Origin of the sequence: Pseudomonas putida W15Oct28 (assembly GCF_000708715.2) — a bacterium.
Lineage (GTDB): Bacteria > Pseudomonadota > Gammaproteobacteria > Pseudomonadales > Pseudomonadaceae > Aquipseudomonas > Aquipseudomonas putida_R.
On the sequence record NZ_JENB01000004.1, the window covers coordinates 43,038 to 55,523 of the forward strand.

Below are 12,486 nucleotides of genomic sequence, written 5' to 3' on the forward strand. Positions count from 1 at the left end.
TCCTGGAAGCGGGCTTTTTTATTAAAAGTAGCCGTTCACGCGACGGAGTAATCGAAGGTCCACCGCCTGGCGCCTGGCTCTTTCTTATATTGATTGAACAAGACAGCCTGATTGACCTGCTTCCAGGTCAGCGGTTTTATTGATTTTTCCAGCTTCACCGGAACAAGCTGATCGCAGACCACCGAAGAAAGCAGGGTAAGGTCTTCCCGCACCAGCCGCCCATCGTTATCGAATATTTCTGCATGCCTGGAGTAAGGGACCATCCCGGCAAGCGTCCCCGCAGACGTCAAATGGTGAGCGTAAACCAGGTGCACTTGATACACCATGATTGTTCCTTCTCCTTTGACCTTAAGGGTGCGCTTGATTGATTCAGAACTACTGATAGTTTCTGTCACCGAGAACATGGCGGAGAGTTCCGCCCCCACGTTGACTGCTCCGAAGTCAGCAGAGAAGCCTACTGAAAACTCGACACCTTTGGAAAAGCTCTTGCTGAAGCCCTCGCAAACAACCACTTCACGCTCATGCTCCGTCTGTACATTGGATCGAATCGTGGCGACATGCTGCAAGTAGGCAAAGACGGGGCGCGTATAGGTGGCCCAATCCTGGTTGCCACAGTGCACATCACCGTATTTCGTATCACCATCAATCCAGCATCCGGCCTTGAGTTCGTCGCCTATCAGGTACTGCTCGATTTCGTACGACCCTCTCATCAACGGATACTGAATAATCTCATCTACTGGGTTACTCATTGGCTTCAGCCCCACCGGTTCAGTACTGCAAGAATTTGCTATTCACTGCCTGCTCATCAAAGCTCCAGCCATTGGAGCCAGTCGCTTCAAATGCCAAGTTGAATACCAGGTGGTAAATCATCTTGCGCGAAATTGGCGCATTGATTTCAATTGACGCAGGCCTTACCAATACCAAATCCGTGGAAACGGTGGAGAGAAAGAAAACCCCATCGTTATTGCCCTGCGCAGATACCGGCTGCACCGAAAAAAAATCAGCGCACTCGGGTGTGCCCTCTTTCAACCAATGCGCGTAGACCAATTTCATCTGGCAAGCCATATAGCGCTCGGCCCCTGATACCCGTACCGTGTGCCCAACCGATGAGTGCGGCTGCCAATTTTCCGAAGGACAAACGCCAGGTAGCAATTCCGAGACTACATTGACCAACTCAAGCGCTTTGGGGGCAGAAAAGCGCTCGGGCTCATGAGCAAACCAGACTTCATGCCCACTGGATCGAGAGATCTCAAGCTCACATTCCTCAGCCCCTAAGGCTGCATGGGTGCCCAAGTAATCCAGGTAGGCAAAAACAGGGCGGGTAAGCACATTTTTGTTTCCTGCCGGAAGCGCAAAACTGCCATGAACAGTTTCACCTTCCACCCAACACCCGCGATGAAACTCATCTTCGCCAACGAGATACTTCTCAATCAGGTAGGAGCCACTGAAACTCGGAAAGTCATCGGGTGACAAAAATTCATACTCTGCCATCGCACACCTCTAAATAGTATTGGGGTGCACGAGACTAATTTGCCTGGCCGACCGCGCCTATATGTTCATTTTTCCTCACCAGGAAACGTTCTATAGGAAATGAAATTTTCGGGGCAAAAAAAAGGGGCGCCGACCAAGCGCCCCATAAGCCGTAAAGCACACAACAAATTCAGTTGGCGTCCAGCAGCACCATCGCCTCCGCGCTGCACGCCTCGATCCGCGCCCAGTCGCCGTTCTTGATCCAGCTGCTGTCGAGCATCCAGGTGCCGCCTACGCACATCACATTGGGCAACGCCATGTAGTTGCGCACGTTGGCCGGGTTCACGCCGCCGGTTGGACAGAAACGAATATCGCCGAACGGGCCGCCAAAGGCCTTGATCGCCGCCACGCCGCCGCTGATTTCCGCCGGGAACAACTTGAAGCGGCGGTAACCCAGGGCATAGCCCATCATGATTTCAGATGGCGTGCTGATGCCTGGCAGCAGCGGGATTTCACTGTCCACGCCCGCTTCGAGAATGTCCTGGGTAATGCCCGGGGTAACGACGAACTGTGCGCCGGCAGCCTCGACGGCGGTGAACATGCTGCGATCCAGCACGGTGCCGGCCCCTACGCACAACTCCGGGCGCTGCTCACGCAGCACCTGGATGGCTTTGAGCCCATGCTGCGAGCGCAGGGTCACTTCCAGGGTACGGATACCGCCGGCGGCCAGGGCATCAGCCAGCGGCAGGATGTCTTGCTCACGGGCGATGGTGATTACCGGCAGGATGCGCGCCTTTTCGCAGATGGCGTCGATCCGGGCGGCCTTGTCGGCCATCGAGAGCTTTGGCTGTGGGCGTTCGAGGGTGGTCATGACAGTGGATCCTTGGCTCATGGGCACCAGTAGATGTCCAGGGGGTCGTGAAGAAAAGCGCGAATCGGCATTTCAGTAAGGTCGTTGCCAGCCAGCGCGGCGCGCAGGGTAGCGAGTTTGCCCGGCCCTTGCACGGACAGCGCGATGAAGGCGGCGCTGGCCAGCAGCGAACGGGTCATCGACAGGCGCTGGTGGGGCACGCTCGGCGCCAGCAACGGCAGGCAGCGACGCGGGCCGGCAAGGTCCAGGCCTGCTTCCAGGTTGGGGCTGGCGGGGAATAGCGAGGCGGTATGGCCATCGTCACCCATGCCCAGCACCAGCACGTCGATCGGCGGCAGCCCGGCCAAGGCCTGGTCTGCCTTGAGGGCAGCGGCCTCAAGGTTCTCCGCCTGCTGGTACAGGCCAACAAAGCGGGCCTTGGCCGCCGCACCCTTGAGCAGGTGGCGGGCCAACAGGCCAGCGTTGCTATCAGCGTGCTCCACCGGCACCCAGCGCTCATCGGCCAGGCTGACGGTGACCTTGGCCCAGTCCAGGTTTTCACTGGCCAGCTGCTCAAGGAATGGCACCGGGCTGCGGCCACCGGACAGCACCACGCAGGCCTGGCCCTTGGCAGCAATGGCTGCACGAAGGCGTTCAGCCACGTCATGGGCCAGGGTTGCAGCCAGCGTCTTGGCGTCCGCCAGGTCGTGAACCTTCACGGCTGCCGGCAACTTCAGTTCAGATATCCCCATACCACGCCCTCCCATCGCGAGTGATCAATGCAATCGAGCTCATCGGCCCCCAGGAGCCCGCCGCGTAAGGCTTGGGCGCATCGCCCGCATTACGCCAGCCAGCGATCAACTGGTCGCACCACTTCCAGGCATATTCAATTTCGTCCTTGCGCACGAACAGGTTCTGGTTGCCGCGCATCACTTCGAGCAACAGGCGTTCGTAGGCATCCGGAATCCGCGTGCTGCGCCAGGTGTCGGAAAAATTAAGCTGCAACGGGCCGCTGCGCAGTTGCATGCCTTTATCCAGGCCCTGCTCCTTGGTCATCACCCGTAAAGAAATGCCTTCGTCCGGTTGCAGGCGAATGATCAGCTTGTTACCGATTTGCAAACGTTGTTCCGGGGCGAAGATGTAGTGCGGCGTTTCCTTGAAGTGGATGACGATCTGCGACAGCTTCTGCGGCATGCGCTTGCCGGTGCGCAGGTAGAACGGCACGCCCGACCAGCGCCAGTTGCGGATGTCGGCACGCAGGGCGACGAAGGTTTCCGTGTCGCTGCGGGCGTTGGCATTGTCTTCCTCAAGGTAGCCAGGCACCGGCTTGCCCTCGCTGTAGCCGGCAATGTACTGACCACGCACCACTTGGGTGCTCAAACCCTCGCCCGTGATCGGTGCCAGGGCCTTTAGCACCTTCACTTTCTCGTCACGAATGGCATCGGCGGACAGCTCGCTGGGCGGGTCCATGGCGATCAGGCACAGCAACTGCAGCAGGTGGTTCTGGATCATGTCGCGCAGTTGGCCGGCCTTGTCAAAGTAACCCCAGCGGCCTTCGATACCGACCTTTTCGGCGACAGTGATCTCCACGTGGGAGATGGAATTCTGGTTCCACTGGGTTTCGAACAAGCTATTGGCGAACCGCAGGGCAATCAGGTTCTGCACCGTCTCCTTGCCCAGGTAGTGGTCGATACGGTAAACCCGGTTTTCGGGGAAGAACCGCGCCACGGCATCGTTGACCCGGCGCGACGACTCCAGGTCGTGGCCGATGGGCTTTTCCAGTACCACCCGGGTACGCGGGGCCAGCCCGGCGTTGTCGAGGTTTTCGCAAATGGCCCCGTACACCGCTGCCGCCGTGGCGAAGTAAGCGATCAGCGGCAGGTCGCCCGGCAACTGCTCGGCCAGGGCCTGGTAACCCTCAGGTTGCAGGAAGTCCAGGTGCTGGTAGCTCAACCGCGCGAGGAAGCGGCCCAATGCAGCAGGCTCGATATCGGCCTCGGACACATGCCGGCGCAGGTGGGCTTCGATGCTGTTCAGGTGCTCCTGTGCGCTGCCTGCCTCGCGGGCCAGCGCCAGCAGGCGGGTGTCCGGGTGCAGCAGGTTGGCCCGGTCGAGCTGGTAGAGCGCAGGAAACAGCTTGCGCAATGCCAGGTCGCCTAAGGCGCCAAACAGGGCAAACGTGCAAGGATCGACACTGATCGCAGCCATGATGTAGGTTCTTTCCTAAAGTTGGTCTAGGAATACCGCTTTCGAATACGGTTTTCAAGGGATAATGTAGTAAAAACCACAACATTACACACAAGTATTACAGACAAGTGGTGCGCCACCCGCACCGACAAGTACGATAGACGACCGTGCAAAAAGCCTGCTGCTTCGTCAGCCGGCTGTCTTCCCGACCCAAGGACACACCCATGGACCGCGTGCGAAACCTCCTGGAGCAGATCCAGGGACGCCTCGACGAGCTGAACAAGGCCGAACGCAAAGTCGCCGAAGTCATCCTGCTCAACCCGCAACAAGCCACCCGTTTCAGCATTGCTGCGCTGGCCCAGGCGGCCAAGGTGAGCGAACCTACCGTCAACCGTTTCTGCCGCTCGTTCGGCGTCAGCGGCTACCCCGAACTCAAGCTGCAACTGGCGCAGAGCCTGGCCAGCGGCGCCGCCTACGTCAGCCGCGCAGTAGAGGCCGACGATGACCCGGCTGCCTACACCCAGAAGATCTTCGCCAGTGCCATCGCCTCGCTCGACGGCGCCTGCCAACAGCTGGACCCTCAGCAGGTCAGCCGCGCCGTGGACATGATGATCCAGGCCCGGCAGATCCACTTCTTCGGCCTGGGCGCCTCGGCCCCGGTGGCCCTGGACGCCCAGCACAAGTTCTTCCGTTTCAACCTGGCGGTGTCGGCCCACGCCGATGTGCTGATGCAACGCATGCTGGCCTCGGTGGCCCACACCGGCGACCTGTTCGTGATCATTTCCTACACCGGGCGCACCCGCGAACTGGTCGAAGTGGCCCGCCTGGCCCGTGAAAACGGCGCCTCGGTGCTGGGCCTGACCGCCGCCGGCTCGCCGCTGGCCAACGCCTGCAGCCTGAGCCTGCACATTCCGTTGCCGGAGGACACCGACATCTACATGCCGATGACCTCGCGGATCATCCAGCTGACGGTGCTTGATGTACTGGCCACCGGCATGACCCTGCGCCGCGGCGTCGACTTCCAGCCGCACCTGCGCAAGATCAAGGAAAGCCTGAACGCCAGCCGCTACCCGATCGAGGACGACGAACTCAACTGAGCCGGTGCGCCTGCAGGCGCAGGTGCGCGCGCTGCCCCGGCGCCAGGCTCAGGCCCTCGCCACTGCCGCTGGCAGCCTCGACGCAGACAAAGCGCTGGCTTTCGCGGCCAGTCACGCCCATCAGCGGTCGGTTGCCCGGGTGCCAGACCACGGTGTCGTCGCTGTCGCCGGTATCGATGCACAGCTCGCGCTGCCAGGCCGGGTCCTGCAGTTGCACCCGCGGCGTGCCCGGGTACACCTTCTGACAGCCGCCCTTGAGCTTCAGCGCGCCCTCTTCACGGCAGGCCTGGCGGTTGAGGCGGTCGTAACCTTCGATATCCTCCAGCCCAGACAGCGCTATCTCGGACACGTCGCTGATACGCCAGTAGGCCAGCAGCGCATGGCTCAGCTGGCAGGGTTCGCTGTCCTGGTGCTCGGTGCTCAGGCTCAGCTCCATCCGGCTACCTAGCCTTGCGTGCAGGTCGACCTGCCAGTCGCACAGGTCCAGGCGCCACTTCAAGGTCACGCCCTCCTCGTCTTCGCGGCTGTCCACCAGCTTCCAGTCCAGCAGGCGCGCCCAGCCATGGGCCGGCCACAGGTCCTCGCTGGGGTGGCGGCCATACCACGGCCAGCACACCGGCACGCCGCCACGTATGGCCCCCACCTGCGGCCACTGCTCGGCGCACCACAGCCACGGCCGTTCACCTGCCGGCTGAAAGTGCAGCAGCTGCGCACCCTGGCGGCTGAACACCGCCTGGCAACGGGGGTGATCGATGATCAGCACATCGCGCTGCTGGTAACGCTCCCACTCGAATGTCGGCCTTGGCCGCTGCGAGGAAAAGAAGCGATGGAGCGGATGTTCGGGCATGGTTCAGAGCTCTTGTTGTTTGAGATAGCGCTGTCTCGGCCTATCCCCGACAACCACTGCAGGCCAGTGGATGCCGGGAACCGAAAAGGGATTGGCGTAAATTTACAACAAATGCCCTCAGAATGACGACTGAATCTTCAAGCCTGCGACCAGCGCGTTGTCCACTTCATCCACCCCGCCCGGGCTCTTGATGTACTGCAGGTTGGGCCGCACGGTCAGCCAGTTGGTGACGTGGAAGCCGTAATAGAGCTCGGCGTTGTACTCGGTGCGTTGCAGCGGCACGAAGCCTGGGTTGTCGTAATCGTTGATACCGCTCTGGGCGTTGAGCAGTTCAGCGCGCTTCTTAACGTCGTCATTCACATGAATACGCGCCACACCGAAGCCGATGTCATCCTTGGGCCTGGCGTCGAAGGCGCCTTTGTAGACCAGCCCCACCTGCTGGTAGTTATCGACCACGTTGGTAGCCTTGTCGTGCACGGTGAAGTTGGCGAACAGGCTGAGGCCTCGGTTGACGTCGCCACCTTGGGCAGTGACCTGCTGCTGCGCCACTACCCACCAACCGTGCTTGCTGGAATGCGACTTGAAGGCCCCGCCGCTCAGCGCCTGCGGGTTGCCGTTGACGTCGTCGAACACATCGTCGGCCTTGGCCGTGCTGTAGTAGTAGCCCAGGCGGTACTCGCCCGGCAGGCCGTTGACCTTGGGCGACCACACCGCTTCCACCGGCAATATCGCCCCCTTGGTGCCGCTGCCGCTGAGCTTGAAGCCGTTGCCGGTTTCCAGGTTGGAGGGGTTCTGCTCGAAGGCGCCGACCTGTACGAAGAATTCCGGGGTGATGTTGTATTTCACCCGCAGCGCCCACTGGCTGACCGGCCAGTTGTACCAGATGCCGCCCACCCAGTTGCCCACCTGGGAGCCACAGAAGGCCAGGTTCTGGAAGTCGCAGGGGAAGCTGTTGAAGTCCTCGCCCTCGCCGAAGCGACCGAACTTCACGTCCAGCGCGCCGTCGAAGTACTTCTGCTTGATCCACATCTGGGTCAGGCGCCAGGTCTGGCCGCGGCCCCACACTTCCTGCACCGAGCTGAACTGCCCGGCCCGCGGGTCGCTGATGCGGTCGTTGGACAGGTTGCGGCCGCTGCGCTCGGTGATCGCCAGCTTGAACTCGGCATCGTGCCAACCGAAGATCTTCTGCAAATCCAGGTGTGCGCCAAGGGCAAACTGGTCGCTGTAGCGTGCAGTCTTGTCGTCGTTGTAGCCGCCGTGCAGGTTGCCAGCCACCTCGCCGACGTAGTCGAGGGTGAAGTCGTAGCCCTTGTCCAGCAGCTCGGTACGGGTGCCGCCCCAGTCGCCGGTCATCCATTTCGATTCGCTGGAAAAGGCCTCGGCAGCCTGCGCGCCGCTGCTGCCGACAACGGCGAGCAAAGCCAGCGAGCCCAATGTCCTGATACGTTTGCGCTGTTCCATCCCTTTGCGTCCTCTTTTTTCTTATTGATGGTGTAGACGAGTCAACGGCCTTTGAAGTGAGCCACGTTGTCCTTTGCGGTTGCGCCCGTGCTGGCCAGGTGTAAGCGCTCGCCACTGTCGGCGTCGAACAGCAGCACCCGGGCCGGGTCGAATTGCAGGTTGAGGGTGTCACCTACACGGCACGCCACATCCGGCGCCAGGCGGCAACACACCTTGGTCTGGTTGAGGGTGACGAACACCAGCAGGTCCGGGCCGGTAGGTTCGGTAACCTGCACCTCGGCGCGAATAGCCGGCAAACCATTGCCCTCTGCAGCGCCCAGGGCGATCTGCTCAGGGCGGATGCCCAGGATGATCTCGCGGCCATCCAGTTCGTCAGCCGCCAGCCCCAGCGGCAACTCGCAGCGCGCCTGGCCGCTGTCCAGCAGCGCCAGCCAGCGGCCATCCTGCCTGGCCAAACGCCCCGGAATGAAGTTCATCGGCGGCGAACCGATGAAACTGGCGACAAACTGGTTGGCCGGGTCGTTGTAGATCTGCTGCGGGGTGCCGAACTGCTGAATGATGCCGTCCTTCATCACCGCCACCTTGTCACCCAGGGTCATGGCCTCGATCTGGTCATGGGTGACGTACACGGTGGTGGTCTTCAGGCGCTGGTGCATCAGTTTCATTTCGGTGCGCATCTCCACCCGCAGCTTGGCGTCGAGGTTGGACAGCGGTTCATCGAACAGGTAGATCTTCGGCCGTCGCGCCAGCGCCCGGCCCATGGCTACCCGTTGCTGCTGGCCACCGGACAGTTGTGCCGGCTTGCGCGCCAGCAGGTGCTCGATTTGCAGCAGCTTGGCCACTCGCGTCACTTCTTCGTCGATGGCCGCCTGCGGCATCTTGCGGATCTTCAGGCCGAATTCGATGTTCTCGCGCACGCTCATGGTGGGGTACAGCGCGTAAGACTGGAAGACCATGGCGATGTCACGGTCCTTGGGGCTCATGCCACTGACGTCCTGCTCATCGATGAGGATCGCACCGCCGGTGATCTGCTCCAGGCCGGCGATGCAGTTCATCAAGGTCGATTTGCCACAGCCAGAGGGGCCGACCAGGATCAGGAACTCGCCATCCTTGATCGACAGCTGGATGTCCTTGAGGGTGTCCGGCAGGCCGCTGCCGTAGGTCTTGTTCACATTGCGAAGTTCGAGCGTTGCCATGACTTACCCCTTTACCGCGCCGGCCGTCAGCCCGCGGACGAAATATTTGCCTGCCACCACGTACACCAGCAGGGTTGGCAGGCCGGCGATCATCGCTGCCGCCATGTCGACGTTGTATTCCTTGGCCCCGGTGCTGGTGTTGACCAGGTTGTTCAGGGCCACGGTGATCGGTTGCGAATCACCGCTGGAAAACACCACGCCGAACAGGAAGTCGTTCCAGATCTGGGTGAACTGCCAGATCAGGCAAACCATGATGATGGGCGTGGACATCGGCAGGATGATGCGCCGGAAGATGGTGAAGAAGCCGGCACCGTCGAGGCGCGCGGCCTTCACCAGCGCATCAGGGATGCTCACGTAGAAGTTGCGGAAAAACAGCGTGGTAAAGGCCAGGCCGTAGACCACGTGCACCAGCACCAGGCCGCCGGTGGTGCTGGCCAGGCCCAACTTGCCGAGGGTGAACGAGGCCGGCAGTAGCACGGTCTGGAAGGGCAGGAAGCAGCCGAACAGCAGCAGGCCGAAGAACAGCTGCGAACCACGGAAACGCCACATCGACAGCACATAGCCGTTCAGCGCGCCAATGGTGGTGGAGATCAGCACCGCTGGCACGGTGATCATGATCGAGTTCCAGAAGTAACCGCTGACCGTGCCCCAGGCCTTGACCCAGCCAATGCCGGTAATCACCGTCGGCCAGCTCAGCAAGTTACCTGTGCTGATGTCTTCGGGGCTCTTGAAGCTGGTCAGCAGCATCACCACCAGCGGCACCAGGTACAGCAGCACAGCGATCAGCAACACCGCGTGGATGGCGATGCGGCTCAGGCTGAGCGCCGGTTTGTCGACAGGGCTATGCATGGCGTTTGCTCCGCAGCTCCGAGTACAGGTACGGCACGAGGATCGCCAGGATCGCCCCGAGCATGAGGATGGCGCTGGCCGAGCCCATGCCCATCTGGCCGCGGCTGAAGGTGAACGAGTACATGAACATTGCCGGCAGGTCGGACGAGTAGCCCGGGCCGCCCGCGGTCATCGCCGCCACCAGGTCGAAACTCTTGATGGCAATGTGCGAAAGGATCATCAGTGCACTGAAGAACACCGGGCGCAGGCTGGGCAGCACCACGGTCCAGTAGATGCGCGGCAGGCTGGCGCCATCCATCTGCGCCGCGCGGATGATCGACGGGTCGACGCCACGCAGGCCGGCGAGGAACATCGCCATGATGAAGCCCGAGGCCTGCCACACGGCCGCGATCACCAAGCAATACACCACCCGGTCGGGGTCGATCAGCCAGTCCAGGCGAAAGCCCTCCCAGCCCCAGTCGCGCAACAACTTGTCCAGGCCCATGCCGGGGTTGAGCAGCCACTTCCAGGCGGTGCCGGTGACGATCATCGACAGCGCCATGGGGTACAGGTAAATGGTGCGGATGAAGCCCTCGCGGCGAATGCGCTGGTCCAGCAGCACCGCCAGCAACACACCGATGGCCAGGCTGATGGCGATGAACAGGCCACCAAACAGCAGCAGGTTCTTGCTTGCCACCCACCAGCGGTCGTTGTCGAACAGCCGGGCGTATTGCGCAAGGCCGGCCCACTTGTAGGTGGGCAGAAAGGTCGAGGTGGTGAAGGACAGTACGAAGGTCCAGAGGATGTAGCCGTAGAAGCCCACCAGGATGATGAGCATGCTGGGCGCCAGCACCAGCTTGGGCAGCCAGCGCTGAAGCGCGTCCAGGGGTGAGGCCCGCAGTTGGGCGGTAGTTGTGGTCATGGTTCACCTCAAAGGCGCCGCCGCACGCTTTTTGTGGGAGCGGCCTTGTGTCGCGAAAGGGCTGCGCAGCAGCCCCGGGGGCCTGATGAACGAAGCTGCTCTGAAAGGACTACGCGGCCTGGTTTTGGGACCGCTTCGCGGTCCTATCGCGACGCAAGGCCGCTCCCACAACCAGCCCGCACGGGCCTGACGTCGCTTTATTGGGCAGACTTGATCGCCGCCGCCAGCTTCTTCGCCGCATCGGCCGGGTCGGCCTTGGGGTCGTTGATGTAGTTGGTCACCACATCGAAGAATGCGCCCTGCACGGCCAGCGTGGTGGCCATGTTGTGCGCCATGCTCGGCTGCAGGCCGCCAGTTTTGGCGTCGGCCAGGAAGTCCCTGGCTGACGCCTGCGCGCAGGCATCGAAGCCATACTTGCCCATGTCGGCGAGCATGTCGTTACGCACCGGGATCGACCCTTTGTTGCTGCTGAAGACCTTCTGGAAGTCCTGGCCCAGCACCTTGCGGGCAATGTCCTGCTGGCCGGCAGAGGTGCCGGCGTTGTTCTGCTTGAACACCACCAGCGAGTCGATGTTGTAGAGGAAGGCCTTCTCGGTGCCGGGGAACGGCACGCACTGGTAATCCTTGCCGGCGGTTTTCTGCGCCAAGGTCCATTCGCTCTTGGCCCAGTCGCCCATGATCTGCATGCCGGCCTTGCCGTTGATGACCTTGGCCGCTTCCAGGTTCCAGTCCTGGCCTTTGCCATCCGGGTCCATATAGGTGGCGACCCTTTTCAGTTCGGTCAGCGCCCGGACCATGTCCGGGCCGGTCAGGGCGGCGCTGTCGAGGTCGACCATGGCCTTCTTGTAGCCGTCTGTCCCCATTACCGACAGCACCACACTTTCGAACACCGTGCTGTCCTGCCACGGCTGACCGCCATGGGCGAGCGGGATGAAACCGGCAGCCTTGAGCTTGTCGGCAGCAGCGTAGAATTCGTCGAGGGTGGTGGGCGCCTTGTCGATGCCAGCTTTCTTGAAGACTTCGGGGTTGATCCACAGCCAATTGGTACGGTGGATGTTTACCGGCACGGCGACATAATCGCCGTCGTACTTCACGGTGTCGGCGACTTTCTTGTCGAGCAATGCGTCCCACTTTTCCTCTTGGGCCACATCCTTGAGTACATCGCCGTCGAGCAGGCCGGTGGCCGCCCAGTCCTGGATGTCTGGCCCTTTGATCTGTGCGACACCCGGCGGGTTGCCGGCTACGGCGCGGCTCTTGAGCACGGTCATGGCCGTGGCACCGCCACCGCCAGCGACGGCGCCATCCTTCCACGTAAAGCCGTCTTTCTCGACCTGTGCCTTGAGCACATCGACAGCCGCTTTTTCACCCCCGGAGGTCCACCAGTGCACCACCTCGACACTGCCTTTGGGTTCGGCAGCCTGGGCACTGAGCGGGAGTAAGGAAGCCAGGGAAATTGCGGCAGCGAGACGGAGCGTGGGATTCATCGAAGCACCTTTCTTGTTGTTATGCCGTGCAAGTCGGTCGCTTGCGTTGCATGGAGTCTAAACAGCGTGCCCGCCCCGCCAGGTAACGAAGCGATGCGTGAATGTCATCGTTTGGTTACATTGCCGGTGACGGCAGCACAACAA

At 61.5% G+C, this 12,486-nt stretch carries 12 protein-coding genes; 1 reads left to right on the top strand and 11 read right to left on the bottom strand.

From position 1 onward, the window contains the following. Nucleotides 1–35: 35 nt before the first annotated feature. The 5 genes from AK81_RS03555 to zwf form a co-directional block, all read right to left on the bottom strand. Entirely contained in the window at nucleotides 36–749 is a 714-nt protein-coding gene (locus AK81_RS03555) for a monalysin family beta-barrel pore-forming toxin (protein ID WP_043196825.1), read from the bottom strand. A 19-nt stretch (nucleotides 750–768) separates the two neighbouring features. Continuing rightward, entirely contained in the window at nucleotides 769–1,491 is a 723-nt protein-coding gene (locus AK81_RS03560; protein WP_043196826.1) for a monalysin family beta-barrel pore-forming toxin, read from the bottom strand. Between the two features lie 169 nt (nucleotides 1,492–1,660). Beyond that, nucleotides 1,661–2,341, bottom strand: coding sequence for a bifunctional 4-hydroxy-2-oxoglutarate aldolase/2-dehydro-3-deoxy-phosphogluconate aldolase (locus tag AK81_RS03565; protein WP_043196827.1), 681 nt, complete (start codon nucleotides 2,339–2,341; stop codon nucleotides 1,661–1,663). A 17-nt stretch (nucleotides 2,342–2,358) separates the two neighbouring features. Then, nucleotides 2,359–3,072: a 6-phosphogluconolactonase gene (gene pgl, locus AK81_RS03570; RefSeq protein WP_043196829.1), complete on the bottom strand. Its 714-nt coding sequence runs from the start codon at nucleotides 3,070–3,072 to the stop codon at nucleotides 2,359–2,361. Further along, on the bottom strand, nucleotides 3,059–4,528 hold the full coding sequence (gene zwf, locus AK81_RS03575) for a glucose-6-phosphate dehydrogenase (protein WP_043196830.1): 1,470 nt from the start codon (nucleotides 4,526–4,528) through the stop codon (nucleotides 3,059–3,061). Before zwf ends, pgl begins: the two co-directional genes overlap by 14 nt. 212 nt (nucleotides 4,529–4,740) lie before the next feature. Between zwf and hexR the strand changes: the two genes are divergently transcribed. Further along, complete coding sequence (hexR, locus tag AK81_RS03580) at nucleotides 4,741–5,604, top strand: DNA-binding transcriptional regulator HexR (RefSeq protein ID WP_169725179.1); 864 nt, start codon at nucleotides 4,741–4,743, stop codon at nucleotides 5,602–5,604. On the opposite strand, the gene AK81_RS03585 is transcribed toward hexR, so the two are convergent. The 6 genes from AK81_RS03585 to AK81_RS03610 form a co-directional block, all read right to left on the bottom strand. Further along, nucleotides 5,597–6,451, bottom strand: a complete 855-nt coding sequence (locus tag AK81_RS03585; protein WP_043196831.1) for a D-hexose-6-phosphate mutarotase — start codon at nucleotides 6,449–6,451, stop codon at nucleotides 5,597–5,599. The genes hexR and AK81_RS03585 overlap by 8 nt on opposite strands. A 117-nt stretch (nucleotides 6,452–6,568) precedes the next feature. Next, on the bottom strand, nucleotides 6,569–7,912 hold the full coding sequence (locus AK81_RS03590) for a carbohydrate porin (protein ID WP_043196834.1): 1,344 nt from the start codon (nucleotides 7,910–7,912) through the stop codon (nucleotides 6,569–6,571). A gap of 41 nt (nucleotides 7,913–7,953) precedes the next feature. Next, complete coding sequence (locus AK81_RS03595) at nucleotides 7,954–9,108, bottom strand: ABC transporter ATP-binding protein (RefSeq protein ID WP_043196835.1); 1,155 nt, start codon at nucleotides 9,106–9,108, stop codon at nucleotides 7,954–7,956. 3 nt (nucleotides 9,109–9,111) lie between these two features. Further along, complete coding sequence (locus AK81_RS03600) at nucleotides 9,112–9,957, bottom strand: carbohydrate ABC transporter permease (protein ID WP_043196836.1); 846 nt, start codon at nucleotides 9,955–9,957, stop codon at nucleotides 9,112–9,114. Beyond that, on the bottom strand, nucleotides 9,950–10,858 hold the full coding sequence (locus tag AK81_RS03605) for a carbohydrate ABC transporter permease (protein ID WP_043196837.1): 909 nt from the start codon (nucleotides 10,856–10,858) through the stop codon (nucleotides 9,950–9,952). Before AK81_RS03605 ends, AK81_RS03600 begins: the two co-directional genes overlap by 8 nt. A gap of 197 nt (nucleotides 10,859–11,055) precedes the next feature. Then, on the bottom strand, nucleotides 11,056–12,342 hold the full coding sequence (locus AK81_RS03610) for an ABC transporter substrate-binding protein (protein ID WP_043196838.1): 1,287 nt from the start codon (nucleotides 12,340–12,342) through the stop codon (nucleotides 11,056–11,058). Nucleotides 12,343–12,486: the final 144 nt, after the last annotated feature.